The organism is Georgenia sp. EYE_87, from assembly GCF_023148685.1.
Lineage (GTDB): Bacteria > Actinomycetota > Actinomycetes > Actinomycetales > Actinomycetaceae > Georgenia.
The window spans coordinates 185,280-205,767 of the sequence record NZ_JAHXNL010000001.1; the positions used below are offsets into that span (position 1 = coordinate 185,280).

At 71.9% G+C, this 20,488-nt stretch carries 19 protein-coding genes and 1 tRNA gene; 11 read left to right on the plus strand and 9 right to left on the minus strand.

The window, feature by feature from the left end; translation table 11 throughout:
- The first annotated feature begins 136 nt into the window (after positions 1-136).
- Genes KZX45_RS00800 through KZX45_RS00820 form a run of 5 tightly spaced genes read left to right on the plus strand, consistent with a single transcriptional unit; the run spans position 137 to position 5,483 of the window.
- Positions 137-1,264 carry a prephenate dehydrogenase gene (locus tag KZX45_RS00800; protein ID WP_248255811.1) on the plus strand — a complete coding sequence of 376 codons (1,128 nt, stop codon included), beginning with the start codon at positions 137-139 and terminating at the stop codon, positions 1,262-1,264.
- A gap of 59 nt (positions 1,265-1,323) precedes the next feature.
- The gene (cmk, locus tag KZX45_RS00805) at positions 1,324-2,049 is read left to right on the plus strand and encodes a (d)CMP kinase (RefSeq protein WP_374112524.1); all 726 of its coding nucleotides are present in this window, start codon (positions 1,324-1,326) and stop codon (positions 2,047-2,049) included.
- Positions 2,046-2,828, plus strand: a complete 783-nt coding sequence (locus KZX45_RS00810) for a lysophospholipid acyltransferase family protein (protein WP_248255812.1) — start codon at positions 2,046-2,048, stop codon at positions 2,826-2,828. The genes cmk and KZX45_RS00810 overlap by 4 nt, the downstream gene beginning before the upstream one ends.
- 4 nt (positions 2,829-2,832) lie before the next feature.
- The gene (gene der / locus KZX45_RS00815) at positions 2,833-4,419 is read left to right on the plus strand and encodes a ribosome biogenesis GTPase Der (RefSeq protein ID WP_248255813.1); all 1,587 of its coding nucleotides are present in this window, start codon (positions 2,833-2,835) and stop codon (positions 4,417-4,419) included.
- A complete protein-coding gene (locus KZX45_RS00820; protein ID WP_248255814.1) occupies positions 4,419-5,483 on the plus strand; it encodes a hypothetical protein in 1,065 nt (354 codons plus the stop codon). Before der ends, KZX45_RS00820 begins: the two co-directional genes overlap by 1 nt.
- A gap of 38 nt (positions 5,484-5,521) precedes the next feature.
- Here the strand turns inward: KZX45_RS00820 and KZX45_RS00825 are convergent, their stop codons facing one another.
- On the minus strand, positions 5,522-5,806 hold the full coding sequence (locus tag KZX45_RS00825; RefSeq protein WP_248255815.1) for a zinc-ribbon domain-containing protein: 285 nt from the start codon (positions 5,804-5,806) through the stop codon (positions 5,522-5,524).
- 544 nt (positions 5,807-6,350) lie between these two features.
- Between KZX45_RS00825 and KZX45_RS00830 the strand changes: the two genes are divergently transcribed.
- Positions 6,351-6,424, plus strand: a tRNA-Pro gene (locus tag KZX45_RS00830).
- A 256-nt stretch (positions 6,425-6,680) separates the two neighbouring features.
- Here KZX45_RS00830 and KZX45_RS00835 read toward each other — a convergent pair.
- Positions 6,681-6,902 (minus strand): hypothetical protein, encoded by a 222-nt coding sequence (locus tag KZX45_RS00835; protein ID WP_248255816.1) that lies wholly within the window; start codon positions 6,900-6,902, stop codon positions 6,681-6,683.
- 700 nt (positions 6,903-7,602) lie between these two features.
- On the opposite strand from KZX45_RS00835, the gene KZX45_RS00840 reads away from it, so the two are divergent.
- Both KZX45_RS00840 and KZX45_RS00845 read left to right on the plus strand, forming a co-directional pair.
- Positions 7,603-8,028: a DUF6632 domain-containing protein gene (locus tag KZX45_RS00840; RefSeq protein ID WP_248255817.1), complete on the plus strand. Its 426-nt coding sequence runs from the start codon at positions 7,603-7,605 to the stop codon at positions 8,026-8,028.
- Between the two features lie 321 nt (positions 8,029-8,349).
- Entirely contained in the window at positions 8,350-8,748 is a 399-nt protein-coding gene (locus KZX45_RS00845) for a VOC family protein (RefSeq protein WP_248255818.1), read from the plus strand.
- An 84-nt stretch (positions 8,749-8,832) separates the two neighbouring features.
- On the opposite strand, the gene KZX45_RS00850 is transcribed toward KZX45_RS00845, so the two are convergent.
- Positions 8,833-9,723, minus strand: coding sequence for an alpha/beta fold hydrolase (locus KZX45_RS00850; protein WP_248255819.1), 891 nt, complete (start codon positions 9,721-9,723; stop codon positions 8,833-8,835).
- A gap of 142 nt (positions 9,724-9,865) precedes the next feature.
- On the minus strand, positions 9,866-11,476 hold the full coding sequence (locus KZX45_RS20145; RefSeq protein ID WP_308221685.1) for a LuxR C-terminal-related transcriptional regulator: 1,611 nt from the start codon (positions 11,474-11,476) through the stop codon (positions 9,866-9,868).
- A gap of 210 nt (positions 11,477-11,686) precedes the next feature.
- On the opposite strand from KZX45_RS20145, the gene KZX45_RS00860 reads away from it, so the two are divergent.
- The gene (locus tag KZX45_RS00860; protein WP_248255820.1) at positions 11,687-12,430 is read left to right on the plus strand and encodes an RNase H family protein; all 744 of its coding nucleotides are present in this window, start codon (positions 11,687-11,689) and stop codon (positions 12,428-12,430) included.
- A 131-nt stretch (positions 12,431-12,561) separates the two neighbouring features.
- On the opposite strand, the gene KZX45_RS00865 is transcribed toward KZX45_RS00860, so the two are convergent.
- Positions 12,562-12,936 carry a hypothetical protein gene (locus tag KZX45_RS00865; RefSeq protein WP_248255821.1) on the minus strand — a complete coding sequence of 125 codons (375 nt, stop codon included), beginning with the start codon at positions 12,934-12,936 and terminating at the stop codon, positions 12,562-12,564.
- A gap of 9 nt (positions 12,937-12,945) precedes the next feature.
- Positions 12,946-13,458 (minus strand): hypothetical protein, encoded by a 513-nt coding sequence (locus tag KZX45_RS00870; RefSeq protein ID WP_248255822.1) that lies wholly within the window; start codon positions 13,456-13,458, stop codon positions 12,946-12,948.
- A 143-nt stretch (positions 13,459-13,601) separates the two neighbouring features.
- On the opposite strand from KZX45_RS00870, the gene KZX45_RS00875 reads away from it, so the two are divergent.
- On the plus strand, positions 13,602-14,975 hold the full coding sequence (locus tag KZX45_RS00875) for a pyridine nucleotide-disulfide oxidoreductase (RefSeq protein WP_248255823.1): 1,374 nt from the start codon (positions 13,602-13,604) through the stop codon (positions 14,973-14,975).
- A 290-nt stretch (positions 14,976-15,265) separates the two neighbouring features.
- Entirely contained in the window at positions 15,266-17,329 is a 2,064-nt protein-coding gene (locus tag KZX45_RS00880) for a multicopper oxidase family protein (RefSeq protein ID WP_248255824.1), read from the plus strand.
- 75 nt (positions 17,330-17,404) lie between these two features.
- On the opposite strand, the gene KZX45_RS00885 is transcribed toward KZX45_RS00880, so the two are convergent.
- The 3 genes from KZX45_RS00885 to KZX45_RS00895 all read right to left on the minus strand — a co-directional run bounded on the left by KZX45_RS00885 (position 17,405) and on the right by KZX45_RS00895 (position 20,452).
- Positions 17,405-17,887 (minus strand): AMP-binding protein, encoded by a 483-nt coding sequence (locus tag KZX45_RS00885; protein WP_248255825.1) that lies wholly within the window; start codon positions 17,885-17,887, stop codon positions 17,405-17,407.
- 188 nt (positions 17,888-18,075) lie between these two features.
- Positions 18,076-19,077 carry a hypothetical protein gene (locus KZX45_RS00890; protein ID WP_248255826.1) on the minus strand — a complete coding sequence of 334 codons (1,002 nt, stop codon included), beginning with the start codon at positions 19,075-19,077 and terminating at the stop codon, positions 18,076-18,078.
- A gap of 166 nt (positions 19,078-19,243) precedes the next feature.
- Positions 19,244-20,452 carry an AI-2E family transporter gene (locus KZX45_RS00895; protein WP_248255827.1) on the minus strand — a complete coding sequence of 403 codons (1,209 nt, stop codon included), beginning with the start codon at positions 20,450-20,452 and terminating at the stop codon, positions 19,244-19,246.
- Between the last annotated feature and the right edge of the window lie 36 nt (positions 20,453-20,488).

Below are 20,488 nucleotides of genomic sequence, written 5' to 3' on the forward strand. Positions count from 1 at the left end.
GATCCGACCGGGCGCACCGATCCGACCGGGCGCACCGATCCGACCGGGCGCACCGATCCGACCGGGCGCACCGCTGTGAGCGGGCGCACCCGCGCCCGGTCCGGGGCGCCGCCCGCGGTGGCGGTACCCTCGCCTGGTGCCTGAGAACGCCCACACCAGCCCCGTCGCGACGACGGGACCGGTGAAGGTCGTCGGCACCGGGCTGCTGGGCGCGAGCCTCGGCCTGGCGCTGCGCGCGGCCGGCGTCCCCGTCCAGCTCGCCGACGCCTCGCCCACCGCGCTCGCCCTTGCCCGCGACGTCGGGGCCGGCACGCCCGCCGCCGACGGCGACCCCGAGCCGACCCTCATCGTCGTCGCGACCCCGCCCGACGTCGCCGCCGAGACGGTCGTCGCGGAGCTGGCCCGCCACCCGCGGGCCGTGGTGACCGACGTCGCCAGCGTCAAGGCCGTCATCGCCGAGGAGGTCGCCCGGGACGCGGGCGCCCACGTCGACCGCTACGTCGGCTCCCACCCCATGGCCGGCCGGGAGCGCTCCGGCGCCGCCGCCGCCGACGCCGACCTCTTCGTCGGCCGCCCGTGGGTGGTCGTCCCCGGCCCGCACGCCTCGCCCGCCGCGGTGCTCGCCGTGCGGTCCCTGGCCACCGACGTCGGCGCCAGCCCGGTCACCCTCGGGGCGCAGGAGCACGACGACGCCGTCGCCCTGGTCTCCCACCTGCCCCAGCTCGCGGCTTCCCTGGTGGCCGCCCGCCTGCGTGAGGCGCCCGAGGCGGCGCTGGGCCTGGCCGGCCAGGGGCTGCGCGACGTCACCCGCATCGCCGCCTCCGACCCGCAGCTCTGGGCCGCCATCCTGGTCGGCAACGCCGGCCCGGTCGCCCGCGCCCTCCGCGAGGTGCGCGAGGACCTCGACTCCGTCGTCGCCGCCCTCGACCGCGCCGCCCAGGACGGCCCCCTCGCCCCCGGCTCGACCGGTCCGCTCGCCCACGTCGTCGCGGCGGGCCGCACCGGTGTCGGGCGGATCCCGGGCAAGCACGGCGGCGCCCCGCGGCGTTACGGCGAGGTCACCGTCCTCATCCCCGACGAGCCGGGCGAGCTCGGCAGGCTGTTCAGCGAGGTCGGCGAGGCCGGGGTCAACATCGAGGACCTCCAGCTCGAGCACTCCGCGGGGCAGGCGGTGGGCCTGGCGATCCTGTCGGTGCTGCCGTCCGCGGTGGAGCCGCTGGAGGAGGAGCTCGACCGGCGCGGCTGGCGCGTGGTGGCCCGGTGAGCACGCGGCAAGGATCCGGAACGACGACGCACGGCGCCGAGGCGCGGCAGGAGGACAGCGTGGAGCAGGGCAGGCAGGACCGCGGGATCGTGGTCGCGATCGACGGGCCGTCGGGCTCCGGGAAGTCCACCGTCTCCCGCCGCCTCGCGCGCGAGCTCGGCCTGGCCTACCTGGACACCGGCGCGATGTACCGGGCCGCCACGTGGTGGTGCGGGCGCAGCGGGGTCGACCTCGACGACGTCCCCGCGGTCGCGGCCGCCGTGCGCGCGATGCCGCTGACGATGGTCACCGACCCCCGCGACCCGCGCGTGGTGTGCGACGGCGTCGACATCACCGACGCCATCCGCGAGGCGGCGCTGACCGCCGTCGTCTCCAAGGTCGCCACGAACCTCGACGTGCGCGCCGAGCTCAAGCGGCTCCAGCGCGCGATCATCGAGGACGCCGCGGCAGGGGCGGAGCACCGGGCGCCGCGGGGGATCGTGGCCGAGGGCCGCGACATCACCACCGTCGTGGCGCCCGACGCGGACGTCCGTATCCTCCTCCTCGCCGACGAGCAGGCCCGCCTCGCCCGGCGCGCGAAGGAGCGCCACGGAACCGCCGACGCTGGGACCATCGAGGCCACCCGTGACGAGGTGCTGCGCCGGGACGCCGACGACTCCACCGTCTCCACGTTCCTGACCGCCGCCGACGGCGTCGTGACCGTGGACTCCTCGGCGTACGGGGTCGACGAGACGTTCGCCGCCGTGCTCGCCGTGGTCACCGAGGCCGAGGAGGCACGCCGGTGACCGGCACGACGGGGCGGCGGAAGACTCCCAGCCGCGGCCAGCGGGTGCGCCCCGAGGACATCTATCGCTGGGGGCCGATCTGGGCCCGCCAGGTGGGCCGGTTCCTCAACCACGTCTGGTGGGACACCACGGTGCACGGTGCCGAGCGCGTGCCCGCCGAGGGCCCGGTCATCATCGCCTCCAACCACGTCGGCATCGTCGACGGCCCCGTGGTGTTCGGGGCGGTGCCGCGCGGCTCGCACTTCCTCGTCAAGCAGGAGTTCTTCGACTCGAGGATCGGCTTCCTCATGACCTGGGCCGGGCAGATCCCGGTGGACCGGGCGTCCGGGCGGGCGGCCCTGGCCGTCGGGAAGTCCATGCTCGAGGAGGGCCGCGTGGTCGGCATCTTCCCCGAGGGCACCCGCGGCACCGGTGACGCCAGCTCCGTGCGCGCCGGCGTGGCCTGGCTCGCCGTCAACACCGGCGCCCCCGTGGTCCCGGCGGCCTGCCTGGGCACCCGTCTGCCCGGCGACAGGCGAGGTCACGTGCCCGGGCCGCGCTCGAAGCTGCACGTGGTGTTCGGCGACCCCCTCACGCTCGACATGCCGGAGGGCACCAGCCGGCGCGACCGGATGAACGGCGCCATGGATCGCATCGGCACGGGCCTGGCGGCCCACGTGCGTGACGCCGTCGCCCTCACCGGCGTCCCGCTGCCCGACTCCGACGCAGACCCGCTCACCGACGGTCCGATCAGCCCGGACGCGCCTGGTCGTGACGCCCGCGACGGCAGGGGAGAATGACCCCATGAGCACCGACCCCGCGCGCGAGTCCGCCGCACGACCGGAGGCAGGCGTCGAGGACCTGCCGACCTCCGGCGCCGACCGCGCCGCCGAGCTCTTTCCCGAGCTCCCCGACCCCGAGGCCTCCTCTCCCGAGGCCCCCACCACGGACAGCGCCGAGGACGAGCGCCGCGCCGAGGCGCTGCGCGCCGGCCTCGCCGACTACGTGCTCGAGGACGAGGACCTCGCGGTCCTGGAGGCCGGCGAGGCCGCCCCCGAGCGGACGCCGCAGGCCGGGCTGCCCGTGCTCGCCATCGTCGGCCGGCCGAACGTCGGCAAGTCGACCCTCGTCAACCGGATCCTGGGCCGCCGCGAGGCCGTCGTCCAGGACACCCCCGGGGTGACGCGCGACCGCGTCAGCTACCCCGCCGAGTGGGCGGGCCGGAACTTCACGCTCGTCGACACCGGCGGGTGGGAGGTCGACGTCGCCGGGATCGACGCCTCGGTGGCGCAGCAGGCCGAGGTCGCCATCGCCATGGCGGACGCGGTGATGTTCGTCGTCGACGCCACCGTCGGCCCCACCGACACCGACGAGCAGGTGGTGCGGCTGCTGCGGCGCTCCGGCAAGCCCGTGGTGCTCGTGGCCAACAAGGTGGACTCGCCGGTGCAGGAGGCCGACGCGGCCACGCTGTGGTCGCTGGGACTGGGGGAGCCGCACCCCGTCTCCGCCCTGCACGGCCGCGGCTCCGGCGACGTCCTCGACGTCGCCATGAAGGTCCTGCCCGAGGTCTCCGCCGTCGCCGGGAAGCTGCCCGTGGGCGGGCCGCGTCGGGTGGCGCTCGTGGGCCGGCCCAACGTCGGGAAGTCCTCGCTGCTGAACACCCTGGCCGGCGCGGAGCGCGTCGTCGTGCACGAGGTGGCCGGCACCACCCGGGACCCGGTCGATGAGCTCATCGAGCTCGACGGCAAGCCGTGGTGGTTCGTCGACACCGCGGGCATCCGCCGGCGCGTCCACCAGACCTCCGGCGCCGACTTCTACGCGTCACTGCGCACCCAGGCGGCGCTGGAGAAGGCGGAGGTCGCCGTCGTGCTGATCGACGCGTCAGTGCCGATGACCGAGCAGGACACGCGCGTCATCCAGCAGGTCATCGACTCCGGGCGCGCCCTGGTCATCGCGTACAACAAGTGGGACCTCATGGACGAGGACCGCCGGCCCTATCTGGAGCGGGAGATCGACCTCGACCTCGTGCAGGTCCAGTGGGCGCCGCGGGTGAACGTCTCGGCGAAGACCGGCTGGCACACCAACCGGCTCTCCAAGGCGCTCGAGACGTCGCTGGCCTCCTGGGACACGCGCATCCCCACGGGGCGGCTCAACGCGTTCCTCGGCGAGCTCACCGCCGGTCATCCGCACCCGGTGCGCGGCGGGAAGCAGCCGCGGATCCTCTTCGCCACCCAGGCGTCGAACCGGCCGCCCCGGTTCGTCATCTTCGCCACCGGGTTCATCGAGGCGGGCTACCGCCGCTTCATCGAGAACCGGCTGCGGGAGCACTTCGGCTTCACCGGGTCCCCGATCGAGATCTCCGTGCGGGTGCGGGAGAAGCGGCGGCGCTGATGGGAGCAGGCTCGGGGGCGGCCCGGTCCGACGAGGCGCGGCCCGCACCGCGTCAGCAGCGGCCGCAACGGCTGCTGCGCTGGGGCCTGCCCCGCGACCCGCGCGCGTCCGAGCACGTGCTCGGCTTCGCCGTCACGACCGTCCTGACCATCGCGGTCACCCGCGGCGTCCTGCAGCTGACCGGCTTCCCCCAGGTGGGCGGCGACTCCCTGCACGTCGCGCATGTGCTGTGGGGCGGGCTGCTCATGGGTGTGGCGGTCGTGCTCGCGCTGTCCTTCGCCGGGCCGGTGGTGCGCCCGCTGGTCGCGTTCGTCGGCGGGATCGGGTTCGGGCTGTTCATCGACGAGGTGGGCAAGTTCCTCACCCACGACAACGACTACTTCTTCACCCCCGCGCCGATGATCATGTACGTGACGCTCGTGCTGGTCATGCTCGCGGCGGACGCCCTGCACGGGCGCCGGGCCCACCACCCGACCGAGTACCTCGCGGCCGCCGCCGACCACGCCGTCGCCGGCCTGGCCGGCGGGCTCAGCGAGGAGCGCCGCGCCGTCGCCGAGGACCTCCTCGCCCAGGGTCGCGAGGCGACCGGGGCGGCGGAGACCGCGGCCCTTCTGCGGGCGGTCCCCGACGACGACGTCGAGGCGCCCGACCCGCTCGACGCCACGGCCCGTCGCCTGCGGACGCTCTTCCGTGCCGTCGTGACCCGGGAGTGGGCGACCCGGACGACGACGGCGCTGCTCGCAGTCGTCGCGGCCGGCACGGTGATCACCGTGGTCGCGACGTGGGGGGAGGACCCGGGGTGGGCGGAGATCGGCGCGGTCGCGTCCGTCGGCCTGTCACTGGTGGCGGTCGTGCGCGGCTGGACGCTCCTCCGCGCCGACCGCTACCGGGCGTTCCAGTGGCTGCGGCGAGCGGTGCTCGTCAACCTGCTGCTCACCCAGGTGGCGCTGTTCCGTATCGAGCCGTGGGCGGCCACGCTGGGGCTGTTCCTCGCGCTGCTGACGCTCGGCGTCATCGCCTCCGAGAAGCACCGTCTCGAGCGGCTGCACCAGGCCGAGGTCTGAGCAGAACAGCTCCGCTCGCCGGCCTCCGGACTCGGGAGTCAGGCCGGGTGTGACGGCAGGTCTGCCGGCGGCGCGAGGGGCCCCCCGCTCTGCGCGAGCCGCTGGAGCTTCGCAGCCTGGGCCTTCGTGGGCGTGCGCCGCAACCCGCAGAACGTGCAGTCGATGACGTGCTTCGTCGAGACCGGGAAGAGCGGGACGAAGAAGAGCGAGAACTTGTTGACGATGCGGTGGAGGCGGTGCGCGGCGGGGTTGTGGCACTGCGGGCACACCAGGGTCATGGTCGCCAGCAGGGTCGTGGAGCCCCTGACGCCGAGGATGATCATGGCGTCAGCCTAGGGCTGCCCGAGCGTCAGCCCCGGGGCGGCCGCATGCCCGGCGGCATGAATCGGGTATGGGCGTCGGGAGCGGTGCCCGGGCCAACGCCGTGCTGGGACCGGCGCGGCTCCAGTATCGCGGGCGGACGAGCTGGTTGGCGAGGGCAGGTATGCCCAGCACGCCGAAGAAATCGATCGTGAGGACGGCGACGAGCCGCTTGCCTTCCGCCGCCATCCAGATGCCGGCGGCAGTGAGGCGAGGCAGCCGAGCAGCCCCCAGAGGTTGTTGGCCAGCTTCGTCCGCAGCCGCACCTGGCCGGAGGTGAAGAGCTCGCGGTCCCCCCGTTCAAAGTCGGATATGGGCTCCCGCACGTCTCGTCCGTCGTCGTGACCCCGGCAGCGTAGCGGGGGGAATGGATGTACCGGACGGTCAGCGTCTGGCGGGGAGCGGAGTGTCGCGAGTCACAACGGCGGGCGGTCCGGCGGATTCGGAACCGGGCTCAGGGCTGGGGTAGCATCGTTCAGTCCCGACCGGCCAGGAGCTGGTGGGAGACGGGCTGTGGCGCAGCTTGGTAGCGCACTTGACTGGGGGTCAAGGGGTCGCAGGTTCAAATCCTGTCAGCCCGACCGAACGGGCCTCTCACCTGCACAGACAGGTGAGAGGCCTTCGTCATTCCCTCCGCTCGGTGGCAACGCCAAGGTGGCGAGCGCGGTGGCTAGGCGCGCTTACGCGCGGCCCGGGTGGGGTCGAGACCATCGGACCTCTCGGTGCTCGGCTGTAGTTCCCGAAGAGCGAGCTTCGTGCCGGAGTGCGTTATGCCCCTCGGTCCTCGGGTTGTCGACCAGTCTTGCCCAGGTTTCCGGCGTGTACCCGATTTTCGAGTTACCGCTCACCGCTCAGGTTCGGCGCCGCATCCTGCCCGCCATCGCTGTCGAGCACGAGGGTGGACGGTGGTTCCTCCATCGGCTGGGACAGATCCACGCCGTGGGCCGCACTGGCGTTCTCCACGAACCACTTGGTGAACTCGTCGTCCTTGCTCAGCAGCTTCCCGAACGAGGTCATGGGATCATCGCCCTCGAGCGTCACGATGACCAGCTCGCCCATGGGAGTCGCCTGCAAGAAGGTGCGCTCATGCACGCCTGCGGCTCGACGGGAGGCAGCGAACTCTGCATGACGCGCACCCCTGAGCTCATCTATCCAAGCACGCCAGCGCGCGCTCTGACCGGGAGCAAGCGGGAAAACCATAGCCATGAGTGCCATGTGAACCTCGATGTTCGTGGGGCGACGTCATTCGGGGGTAGTGCCTGACGACGGATCAAGACTGCGCCGGTGCCGGTGCGAAGTACAGACCCCTCTGATGGAGGAGGGGGCTTGGTCTAACTTCACCGGGACGGAAGGGCCAATCCAGGGCGGTGGCCACCGACTGGACTTCTGGTCATCATGCCGCTGTGGCCAGATCAAGCAGGCCGTAAGCACCTCCGAACCATGGCTTCGCCAAGGGCTCTGGGCAGCGGTCGGGCTGGCGGGAAGACCCAAGACGGCGGCCCGCAAGTCCCCGAGGCGGACGCCCCGAGCGTCGGCTCTCCGGGAACCGTTAACCCTGCTTGCTCCGAGGCGATCGGGCGGCGGAGGAGCCGCTCCTCTCACAGTCGCCGACCCCTGTCGCCTGATCAAGTGAGTCGATAGTGGGCAGCGGGTTTGGCTCCCGGGAGGCAGGGGGCACCGCCGTCAGCGACATGAGCCACGCACCCGCTGCACACTGGGGACGCCTCGCTGCAGGATCGCGTAGTCGTAGGGAGCTCTCATGACTGACGTTGAACGATTGAAGTATCTCAAGGTTGCGCTTCGTGCCGTCGGTGCCTTCTCGATCTTCGGCTTCTACCCGCTCTCCCGCATCTGGCCCTCCGGCTGGGTTTGGCACAGCGGACAGTCTGAGTATCTGCAGATGATCATCGCGATCTACGCGACCATGGGTGTATTCCTCATCATCGCTGCGCGTGATCCCCACCAGCATGTGGGTTTGGTGTCGTTCGGGATCTGGTCGAGCATCGTCCACGGCAGCGTGATGGCGGTTCTGGCCGTGGTCGATCCTCAGCATGTTGGTCACCTGTACGGCGACGTGCTCGCGCTGTTCCTCGCTGCGGCCGTGTTGGCCTTCCTGGCTCCTCGAGCATTTTGGCTGCCCTTTGCGCGAACTGTTGAGGCCGGCGTGCCACCGCCCACGACCTGACCCCAGGGCCAGGCCAAACAAGAGCAGGGCCGTTGGTTTCGACGGGTCATGCCGAAACCCACGGCCGCGACCGGCGGCGGGGCGCCTGTTTCTGGAGATCAAGGGGTCGCGGGTTCAAGTCCCGCTAACCCGAGGTAAAGGCGATGGTCAGAGGCCTGTTTCGAGATATCGGGCGCGCCTCGTGCTCTTGCTAGCCGGTCCCGGTTGCGGTCGCACCATCCAGCAGTTCGGGTCCAGAGAAAACGGCAGGTGCAGGCCCCGAACTGCACGAAGATGCTGATGACGGGTGCAGATGCACTGCTGCGAACCTAGGGTGGCAGGATGCCGCTCGATCACCTCGGCATCAACATCCCTGTCGTGGCGCCCGCCCGCGAGTATTACGACGCGCTCATGCCGCTGGTCGGCTTCACGCCGTTTCTCGCCGGAGAAGACTGGTTCTCCTACGCCCCGGTCAACGGGCAGGGGACCCAGCTGTTCTTCTACACCGCCCAGCAGGAGGGGTCCTACTCCCGGCACCGGCCAGGCCTGCAGCACCTGTGCTTCCTCGTCGAGTCCCGGCGGGAGGTCGAGGCCGCGTACGCGTGGGCGAGCGACCGGGGTGACGAGGTCCTGCACGAACCGCGGACCTTCTCGGAGTACCACCCGGATCATTACGCCACGTACTGGCTCGATCCCCATGGCTTCAAGCTCGAGGTGGTGTCCTTCCAGCACGGCGGCTGACGGCGGAACGGTGCTGCCGGGAGGGCCGACGGGAAGTGACGTCAGCCGCCACCACATCGACTCGCCAGGCGGGCCGGGGCGTCGTCAGGCGGGCTGCCGGCGGCTCAGCCACTCGTGGACGGCTACGGCGGTCTCGGCGGGCTTCAGGAGCGGGAAGTAGTGGCCGACGTCGGCGACGGTGTACGCCGTCGTCCTGGGCAGCTGCTCCTGGAGATAGGCACGGCTCTCGTCGAAGGCCGCTCCGCTGTCCGTGCTTCCGATCCAGACGATCGGCGCGTCGGGTTCGGGCACCGGAACCGGCTCCGCCAGCCAGGCGCCCATCGCTGGCCAGTCCACCTGGAGGAAGGTGGCGAGGTCCGTGACGGCGAGCTCCCGCGCGCCCCTCGGCAGGGCGCGCTCGACCGACTCCCGTGCGTTCTCCACGCGTGACGTGGCCGCGTAGAAGGCCGACACCGCGCCGTACCTGTCGCCGTTCCTGTACCGCTCGACGATGGCGGGCATCGCGACCTCGGCGACCGTCCGCATGATCTCCTGCCCCTCGGTGCTCCGGACCACCTGCCCGAACAACGGCTCGAGCAGGAGGGCCGAGAGAACACGATCGGGTGCCCGGCACGCGAGCTCCAACGCGATGTACCCACCGAGGGAGTGCCCGGCGACATGTGCGTTGTCGACGCCCAGCGCATCGAGGACCGCAAGGACGTCGGGCACCTGCCCGGGGATGTCGGTCGCTTCGGCCGGCAGCCCGCGGCCGCCGTGCCCGCGGCGGCCGTAGTGGATCACCTGGTGGTCGCCGCGGCTCGTCAGCTCGTGCGCGAGGGGCACGAGGAAGTCGCGCATCACCGCGCCGTGGACGAGGACGACCGGTGTGCCCTCGCCGATCACCCACACGTCGAGCTCGTCGCCGTCGGACACCCGGACCCTGGCGGTGGGGTCGGGCATCAGCCGTCCGCCCGCGGTCTGTGTCATGGCACTCATCTCGTCGCTCCCTCGGTCGGTGCGCGCCCGTGCGGTGCGCCCACACCGGGACGCTAGGCGCCGCGCCCGGTTCGGCTCATCGGTGCGACTGACCAACTTGGCGCCTCCCGGCTACGCGGTTGTGCGTAGCTGGTGGGGACGCTCACCTCGAGGCGGTGACGCCGCGGTCGAGCGCGTAGCGGGCGGCCTGGGTGCGGGAGATGACGCCGATCTTGTGGAAGATGTTCGTCAGGTGGCGCGCGACGGTGCGGTCGCTGATGACTAGGGTCTCGGCGATCTCCCGGTTGGAGCGTCCGTCGGCGACCAGCGCGAGCACCTCGCACTCGCGCCGGGTCAGCCCGTCCGGTGAGTCCGGGGCCGGCCGGAACGCGCCGAGCCGGTCGAACACCGCGTGGGCGCGGTCGAGCTCCGCGGCGGCCGACACCTCGTCACCGAGCGCGCGGTAGGCATCGGCGAGCCGCACGCAGGTCCGGGCCGCGTCGTAGGCGGCACCCAGGTCGTGCCAGCGGCGGCAGGCGTCGCGGAGCACCGGCAGCGCCTCGTCGGCGCGGCTCTCGGCCAGCAGGACTGCGCCGCGCGCGGCGCACGCCATCGCCTCCAGTCCCGAGGTGGCGTACGTCGTTGCCGTCGCGGCAAGCTCGGAGGCGGCCGCGGCCGCCTCCTCCGGCCGTCCGGCGCTGAGTGCGATGTCCACGGCCGCCGCGCAGATCGGGGCCCGCCGCAGCGGGTCGTCACCTGCCGCAATCAGGGCGGAGCGCACCGAGGTCGCCGCCCCGGCCGCGTCGCCCTGCTGGATCCGCAGCAGGGCCCGGCCGGGTTGCGGGTCCCGGCCACGGGCGTGCGCCTCGTTGTACGCGTCAGCGGCGCGTGGGTCCCCGCGAAGCCGCCGTACCTCGGCAACGACGTACCAGGCCTCGGCGGCGTAGTCGACCCGGTGCCGGTCGAAGTCCTCCGCGACCCTCAGCGCACCGCCCTCGGCCTCGTCCCACTCGCCGCGCAGCAGACGCAGCTGGGCGCGGTGCACCGCACAGAGCCCCTCGAAGAACACCGCTGCGGGGAGGGTGGCCAGCCACTGCTCGGTCAGCTCGGTCCAGCGGACCATCCGGCGTACGTCCGCGATCCGGTGGCAGGCCGCGACGGTGTGGCAGTAGAGGACCCCCGAGAGGAAGGGGTCGATCCGGCCGTTCTGGACGCCGACCATCGCCGCGTCGAGCAACGGCAGCCCGTCGGCGACGTGGCCGGACTGGATCAGTGCCCGGGCCTCGCTCTGGAGAGCGAGCGCCAGCAGCCCGGCGTCGCCGTACCGGTGCCCCATCTCCTGCCCCCGACGCGCAGCGTCGAGCGCCGCGGCGGGCCGACCGGCCAGAAGATTCCCCTCCACCTCCGTGAACAGCATGAGATGTCCGTGCACCGGACCTTCCGGGAGCCCCGCCACCAGGCGACCGGCCCGACCCAGCCATCCCCTGGCCTGTTCCTCCTCGCCACGAGCCAGGTGGCAGACCCCCAGCGAGAAGGCAGTCATCGCGGCCTCGGCCGGTCGGGCCTCGGCCTCGAAGGCGTCGCACGCGGCGGCGCCGAGCCGCAGCTTGTCCTCGATGCGACCCACCCACCACAGGGCGTCGGCGTAGGCCGCGAGGTCGTCGGCGGTGAAGTGTGCGGGGTGGGCGGCGCCGAAGTGCGTGACCGCGGTGGGCCAGTCGCGCGTGGCGTAGGCCCTCCGCGCGAGCGTCAGGGTGTTCCCACGATCGTCCACCCGCTGCCCTCCGGTGCCCAGGATATCGGTGCGCGCCGGCGAGGCACGAGCGAGAAGGTAACCTGCCCACGAAGTGCTGCCAGCAGTGACAGCCCCCTGCACGTGCCACATTCCGGTCGGCCCGTTCGGCCGGCATGCGATCAGTTGAGGGTGACCGGAGCCCGGTTGCCATCCCGGCAGGGCTATCTCGCGGGGCGGAAGGAGAGGTTCGTGGAAGAGTGGGCCACCCAGGACGAGCTCGGCAAGCAGCTCGGCATCGATGCTCAGTCGGTCGGCGACCTTCTCGTGGCCGCTGGCCTGAAGCTAGGCCGGCAGGCGACGGACGACGCACTGCACCGCGGGCTCGCGTCCCCCGGGACGACGTCCCTCGGACGCCCGTTCGTGCGGTGGCGGGCGGACGAGGTCCTGCCTCTCATCGAGCCGCTCGCGCTGCGAATGGCGGCGGCGCCGGCGAGGAGCGAGCCCACGGCAGGGACGCGACGGCGGGCCGCTCCGAAGCCACGTGTGCGCGTGCCCGGCACGACGTTCGACGTCGTGGTCGCGCTGCACGCCGTCGCCGATCCGAACCCCGGTCCGACGGGGTGGGCGTACGTGAATCAGGAGACCTGGGAAGCGACCTCGGGCGGTCTGCCGAACGGGACGGACAGCGAGGGTGAACTGGTCGCCGCTCTGTACGTGCTGGACCACTCGGCACCTGGTGCCCACCTGCTGGTGCGGTCGGCCTCCGAGTACCTCGTGAAGACGGCAACGGTGTGGGGGCCGAACTGGCAGCGCAACGGCTGGCGAAAGCGCGACGGCGAGCGCCCGGAGAACCTGGAGCTGATCGAGCCGCTCCTGACGAAGATCGGGAAGCGGGTCGGCCGCGTCAGGTTCGGGTTGGCCGATATCGCCGACGAGTTCATCGTCGCGGCTGCCCAGCGGGCCCGGGAGGCTGCCCGCGAGATCACCCCGTAGGAGACGGCGTGGGTCAACCGGCGGCTCATGGAGCGCACCGGCCCCTCGCATGACGTTCTTGGCCGTCGCGCTGGCCGAGTGTCGCACGCCAGACTCTCGCGGCCGCCGACGGCACCACCGAGGCGCAGCGCCTACCCTGCCGCGAAGGCCTGGAAGAAGATCGGGAAGGTCCCGAGAACTCCGAGGGCGATCAGGATCAGAGAGGCGGTCAGCGCCTTGCGTGTCTCGATCGCCTTCCCGCGGTACATCAGGTGCAGCACGGCCCACGCGATGAGCCAGACGATGACGGCGCCGATGGTCTTGCCCGACAGGGGGCCGACCGGGTCGTAGAGGTTGAGCAGATTCTTGAAGCCCTCGCTCGCCTCGGCCAGGGTCGTGAGGACGCCGAGTGCGAACGCGCCGACGCCGCCAGCGAGGATCGCTGCCGAGACGGGCCCCTCGGGCTTCTCGGCGTGCTCGACCTCCGGGCTGACCGATGCTCCGGTGGTCTCCAGGTTCGATGCCATGTCTGTCTCCTACAGGAGGGGGGCGGCCTTGGTGATCAGGGCGCCGAAGAGCCCTGCGATCGCCGCGAAGACGAAGGCCAGCACGAAGAGCAAGATGGTTGTCCTGCGAACCCGGTCATGGCGAATGAGACTGGTTCCGTAGTAGATGACGATGAACGCCACGACGGTGGCCAGGATGGGGCTGATCCAGGCCACGTGCTCCTTCCACTCCATGCCGAAGTGGTGCCACTCCTCTGTCGCCGGGTCCGCCAGCAACGTGGATCGGGGACTTTCGGGGATGTCCTCCCGGTACCACGGGTAGACGATCCAGGTGCCGGTCAGCACCGTTCCCCAGGCGGCGACCGCCATCGCGACGACCCCGATCCTCAGACGACGCGCCCGGTCCCGGATGCCCTCCGGTCGCAGGAGCTGGGGTCGCAGGCTGTAGAGGCCTTCGAGCCCGCCCGCGAATCCCAGCAGGAACAGGGCGCCGAGGAGCATTCCGTGGATCAGGGTCCAGAGCTCACGATCGGTCAGACTCATCGCGCCACCGACCTCGGGAGGCGATTGAGGCGTGGGAGATGCGCCTCTTGCCTCGGACTATAGACCTCGCAGATCGGCGGGCACAGAGGCAGCGGGGGCAACGGGCCGTTGACCGGCTCCTTCGGCGGGGTGAGCATGAGCACGTGGTGGAGGTGCTGGACGCCGACTACCTCGTGGTCGGCGCAGGGGCATCGGGGATGGCGTTCACGGACGCACTGATCGCCCACGCGGACGTCGGCGTGGTCATGGTCGACCGGCGGTACGGCGCCGGCGGGCACTGGCTGGACGCGTACCCCTTCGTGCGCCTCCACCAGGCCTCCTCGTTCTACGGGGTGGCCTCGACGCTGCTCGGCGACGGGCGGCTCCAGCAGGACGGGCCGGAGGCCGGCCTGCACGAGCGGGCCGCGGCACCGGAGATCTGCGCGTACTACGACCGGGTCCTGCGGGAGCGGTTGCTTCGCTCCGGCAAGGTGGCGTTCTACCCGAGCTGCGAGTACCTCGGCGAGGGGAGGTTCGTCTCGCGGCTGTCCGGGAGGCGCTACGAGGTCGGGGGCCGGCGGCGCGTCGTCGACGCCCGCTACCTCTCACCTGAGGTACCGGCGACGACGCCTGCGCCGTTCGGCGCCGCGGACGACGTGCGCGTCGTGCCCGTGGGCGACCTGGTGAAGGTGGCCGGTGCGCCCTCGGAGTACGTGATCGCCGGCTCGGGCAAGACAGCCACCGACGCCTGCGTCTGGCTGCTCGACAACGGCGTCGACCCCGGCGACATCTGCTGGGTGCGTCCGCGCGACCCGTGGATGCTCGACAGGGCGGCGGTCCAGCCGGACCCGGTCGTGTTCTACGGCACGGCGGCCGACATCATGCAGGCGGCTGAGGCCGCGACATCCCCGGACGAGGTGTTCCTCCTGCTCGAGGACGCCGGCGTGATGCTGCGGATCGACCGGTCCGTGGTCCCCACGATGGCGAAGGTCCCCACGCTCGCCCGCTGGGAGCTCGAGAGGCTGCGCACGATCGACCGGGTCGTCAGGCTCGGCCACCTCCGGCACGTCGAGCGCGGCCGCCTGGTGCTCGACGACGGCTACGTCGCCGTCGCCCCGGACGCCCTCGTGGTCCACTGCGCCGCCTCGGGGCTGCGGTACCCGCCGCTGGTGCCGGTCTGGGGCCGCGAGACGATCACCGTGCAACCGATCCAGCTCGGGTTCGCCTGCTTCGGCGCTGCGCTGGCGGGTTACGTCGAAGCGACGCTGGACGACGACGACGTCAAGAACCGGCTGTGCCCACCCTCGCCGTTCTCCGACACGCCGGCCGACTGGGCGCGGCAGCAGGTCCTCGGCGCGCGGGCGTCCTTGACCGCGGAGCCTCGGATCAGGGACTGGGCCGAGGCGGTCCCCCTCAACCCGGCGCGCACGCCGCCGGAGCTGGCCGGCTCCGCCGCCGTCGCCGCCGCCAAGAACCGGTTCCGGCAGCACGTGGGGCCGGGGATGGCCAAGCTGGCGCAGCTCGCCGGAATGTCGTAGCTGCCCCCCAGGGGCGGTTCGAGGCGGGTGAGGAGGTGAGGGGCGGGTGAGGGGCGCATTTCGTCACGGACATATCGGACAGGGCCCTTGACGGCGCCTCACGCGCACGGTTCATTGACGATGCAGGGCGCCGACCGACCCGAGGAAGTGTCACGATGTCCGATGCTCCAAGCAGCGCTGGTGACCGACGCACGTCTCGGCCGGCGACCGACGACGGCCGTGCATCGGCCGTACCGGACCTCGGCACGGCCCTGAGCAGGCGGACCGTCCTGCGCGCGGGGGGCGCCGGCATGGGGCTGTTCCTCCTGGGGTCGGTAGGCGGTCGCGCGGTGGCCGTCCAGGTGCCGGCGACGGCGCTGCCCGGCGGCACCCGCGACCCGGCCGGCATCCCCAAGTTCGTCACCCCGCTCCTCGTCCCACCCGTGATGCCGCGCACCGGGACCGTGACCACCCGGGCCGGGAAGAACCTCGACCACTACGTCATCGCGGTGCGCCAGTTCGACCAGCAGATCCTGCCGGCCGGGCTGCCGGCGACCACGGTGTGGGGGTACGGACCGGTCGACCCCCAGAACAAGGGCCTGGACATCCACAACGCCCCCAGCCTCACCTTCGAGGCCCGGTACGGCGAGCCGCTCCGGGTGACGTGGGTCAACGATCTGGTCGACGAGGCCGGCGGCTACCTCCCGCACCTGCTCCCCGTCGACCCCACCCTGCACTGGGCCAACCCGCCGGGCGGCACCGACGGCCGCGACTCCCGCCCGACCTTCACCGACACCCCCGAGGCGTACGAGGGCCCCGTCCCGATCGTCACGCACGTCCACGGTGCGGTGGGCGTCGGCGACGAGTCCGACGGCTACACCGAGGCCTGGTTCCTGCCCGACGCCGACGACATCGGCCCGGACCTCGCCCGCGAGGGCACCTGGTACGACTTCTTCGCCGCCAAGGCCGAGGCACTCCAGGGCTCCGGCTGGGCCCCGGGCTCAGCCACCTTCGAGTACCCCAACGCCCAGCGCGCGTCGACGCTGTGGTACCACGACCACACCCTGGGCATGACCCGCCTCAACGTGTATGCCGGTCCGGCCGGTTTCTACATCGTCAGGGGCGGCCCGGAGGGCGACGACGCCGTCCTCGACAGCCGCACCGGACGGCGCGCCGAGCTGCCCGGGCCCGCCCCCGAGCGCAACGACCGCTTCCCGGCCACGAAGAGGTACCTCGAGATCCCGCTGGCCATCCAGGACCGCTCGTTCAACGAGGACGGTTCCCTGTTCTATCCCGACACCCGGGAGTTCTTCGACGGCGTGCCGGGCCCCTACCTCCCGGAGACCGACGTCTCGCCCATCTGGAACCCCGAGTTCTTCGGCAACACCCTCATGGTGAACGGCAGCACCTGGCCCTACCTCGACGTCGAGCAGCGCCGGTACCGGTTCCGCCTCCTCAACGGCTGCAACTCCCGCTTCCTCATCCTCGACTTCTCCGGCATCCCCGGGGTGAGCGTGTGGCAGATCGGCTCCGAGGGCGGTTTCCTCGGCGCTCCGGTGGAGATCACGAGCGAGGCGAACCGGTCACGGATCCTCCTGGCCCCGGCCGAGCGGGCCGACGTCGTCGTCGACTTCTCCGCCGTGGCGCCCGGCTCCCACCTGCTGCGCAACCTCGGCCCGGACGAGCCGTTCGGCGGCGGCGAGCCGGTCCTCGAACCGACGGACGACGACGACGGCTTCCCCGCCGCGGACCCGGACACGACCGGCCAGGTCATGCTGTTCAGGGTGACGCCCGCCCAGGGCCCGGACCGGACCACGCCACCCGAGTTCCTCGCCCTGCCGTCGATCGCCCCGCTCGGCGGCGGGAGCGTCCGCCGGCTGGCACTGATCGAGATGATGTCCGAGCACTTCGAGGACGCGCCGTCCGCGGCGCTGCTCGGGCAGGTCCTCGAGGACGGCCGCTGGGTGGCCCACGAGTGGGAGGACGCGGTCACCGAGAACCCCCAGCTCGGCGCGACCGAGACCTGGGAGTTCTACAACACGACCGGGGACGCCCATCCGATCCACGTGCACGAGGTCCACTTCCAGGTGGTCGACCGTGAGCCGATCGTGATCGACGAGGAGGCCGGCACGGTCCACATCGCGGAGGACTCCGAGGCGCGGCCGCCCGACCCGGGCGAGGACGGCTGGAAGGACACGGTGATCGCCTATCCCGGGGAGGTCACCCGGGTGCGGATGCGGTTCGACGGCGCGGGCCAGTTCGTCTGGCACTGCCACATCGTCGAGCACGAGGACAACGAGATGATGCGGCCCTACCGGATCGGTCCGCTCCAGAAGGGGCAGCCGGCCGACGGCGGGGACCGCGGGGGCCACTGAACCCGCGCGGTCCCAGGTGCGTCAGCTCGTGGAGTCCTGGCGGATCTCGACGCGCCGGATCCTCCCGGAGATCGTTCACCAGCGGCCGGCGTACTCGGCCTCGGCGGCCTCGACCTGGTCGACGATGTCGCCCTCATTCGTGCAGACCACGGCGCTCGCCTCCGCCTCCTCCGGGCGGAACACCAGGTCGTGCTTCTTGAGCTGGTTGGTAGCGGGCACCGCCACGGCACCGATCTTGTGCAGCGCCATGATCGCGTACCAGAACTGGTAGTGCCGCTTCATGACGAGCAGCACCACGTCACCGCGGCGGATCACGCGGGAGAGGAAACACGACGCCGCCCGGTCGCTCAGGTCCTTCATCTCCCCGAAGGTCAACGTGCGGAGGCCGCGGTCGTCGTCGCACCAGCGCAGCGCCCGGCGGTCCGGGGTCTCGGTGCCCAGCCGGTCGAGGACGTCGTAGGCGAAGTTGAACTCCCGCGGGCAGTGCAGCTCGAACGTCCGGGGGTGGCCGTCGTCGCCGAGGTCCTCGGTGAGGTAGTCGGTGTGCAGGTCGAGCATAGGGATTCTCCCTCCGGGCGCCGCCGGTCGGCGGCGCACCGGCGGCGCGGCACGGGCTCTCGGGCGGGAGGGCCCGGCCCGAGCGGCGCGTGTCGCGCGGCGGCATGTGAGCGCCGCACGGGGACGTCCCGGAGATTCCTTTCAGGCGCGGGCGGCCACCGCGCGGGACCTACGGTGCAGTCGCACCCTCAGCCGAAGTAGCTCTCACAGGCGACGAGGTCGTTGTCGGCGTCGAGCCGGTGCACGTCCCCGTAGCCGGCCGCCCTCCAGTGGTCGAAGGTTGCCTGCGCCTCTGCCCAGGAAGAGAACTGCGGACAGTCCAGGTCCGGGGTGCGCGGCCGGACGAGCGAGGAGTCCGGTGCCGGTGCGGGCTGCGGCGCGGGCTTCGGTGCAGGCTTCGGTGCGCCCCGGCGCACGCCCAGAGTGTCTGCCGCGTCCCCGTTCCAGTCGCCGACCAGGGTGGTGTCAGTCACCCGGCCGTAGGCGATGGTCCGGTCGGCCTGCCCGCCCGAGAAGTCGTCGGAGACGTAATACGTGCTGCCGCGGCGCACGGTGGGGGTGTCGACGCCGTCCCCGTTCCAGTCACCGATGAACACGGCGTCGGTGGCTCGGCCGTAGACCACGGTCCGGTCCGCGTTGCCGCCGGCAAGGCTGTTCTTGAAGTAGTACGTGCTGCCCCGACGGACCCCGAGGGTGTCCCTGCCGTCGCCGTCCCAGTCGCCGACCACGACCGTGTCGCCGGCCCGTCCGTACACGAGGACCTGGTCGGCTGCACCCCCGGCGAGGCTGTTCTTGATGTGGTAGACGTTGCCGCGGCGCACGGCGGGGGTGTCGACGCCGTCGTCGTCCCAGTCGCCCATCAGCACCGTGTCGCCGGCCCGGCCGTACACGACGACGTTGTCGGCGCTGCCGCCGCTCTGGCGGTTGGTGAAGTAGTAGGTGCTGCCGCGTCGGACGGCGAGAGTGTCGACGTTGTCGGCGTTCCAGTCGCCCACGTACACGCGGTCGTCGGTGCGTCCGTACACGAAGACCCGGTTCGCGCTGCCGCTCCAGGAGTCGTTCAGGTAGTACTCGTTCCCGTATCCGCCGATCTCGGCGCCCTTGGCCGACGCAGGCTGCGCACCCGCCGCAGCGACCGCCGCCACGACGGCACCCGTCACCAAGGCACGCCTGAGGTTCTTCGCTCGCATGTCTTCTCTCCCACGCGCACCCTCGCGCGCCCATGTCTGAGCCAGCATCGACGCCAGCCTCGTTCCAGGAGGCTATGCCCGCACCGCGAGAGTTCGTGCTGGAACGGAGGCCTTTTCGAGCGTGAGAGAGCTCGGGCCCCGGTCGCTGACGGGGACCCCTCCGGACTCACTCGATGTGTACGGACTCCCTCTCCGTCGCGCGGCCAGGGCTCGTGGCCCACCACTCCTTCACCGCTGCCCAGACGACGGCGGTGATGGGCACCGACAGCAGGGCACCGACGATGCCGGAGAGGATCGTCCCTGCGGTGAGGGCGAACAGGATCACCAGCGGGTGCAGCGAGAGGGTCCTGCCGATGACGACCGGGGCCAGGAAGTCGCCCTCGAGCTGGTTCACCGCTACGACCACCGCGACGACGATCAGCGCAGCCACCGGGCCGTTGGCCACCAGCGCGATCAGTGCCGCGAGCACGCCGGCCAGCGTGGCCCCGATGAGCGGGATGAACGCCCCCAGGAAGACGATCGTCGCCAGCGGCAGCACCAGGGGCACACCGATGATCAGCAGCGCGACGCCGATGACGACCGCGTCAACGGTGGCGACGATCGCCGTCCCGCGTACGTAACCGCCCAGGACGTCGACGGAGCGCCGGCCCATGCGCCAGGTGCGCTCCTGGGTGGTGCGGTCGAGCGGCTGGACGAGGAACGAGAAGATCCGGCGCCCGTCCTTCAAGAGGAAGAACAGGACGACGAGGCCGAGCAGCAGGCCCGCCACGACCTCGAACGCGGCGGTCGCGCCGGCCACCGCGCCGCCCTGGACCTGGTCGCTGGTGAGGAAGTCGATCACGGCCTGCCGGGCGGCGCTGATCTGCTCGTCGGTGATGCCGAGGGGCCCCTCGGTCAGGTACGCCTGGAGCTCGTCGAGGCCTTCGGTCGCACCCTGGACGAGCTGGTCCGACTCGTCGCGGATCTCGCGGCCGACCAGCCAGAGCACCACGCTGAGCCCGCCGACGCCGGCGATGAGGGTGGTCCAGGTGGCCAGGGCGTTCGGCCAGCCCTTGCGGCGGAGGAACCGGACGGCCGGGCTGAGCGCCGCGGCCAGGACGATGGCGATCAGGAGCGGGATGACGAGCAGCTTCAGCTGCCGGAGCGCGATGACCGCGCAGGTGAGCACCGCGAGGATCAGCAGCACCTGCGCGCTGCGGATCGCGGCCCGCCCCAGGCTGTCCGTCCACGGGCTGCGCCGGGCACGTTGCCACCCGGCGGGCGGCACGGCGGCGGACCGCGGGAGCGGGGCTCCGGCGTCGTCCGGGCGTGCCCCGCGCGCCGGGTTGCCGCGAGCCGCGGTCCTGTCTCGGTCGCCGCCGATTCGCCATCGCATCTGCACAAGATTGCATGCGGGCCGCGCACGGGCACG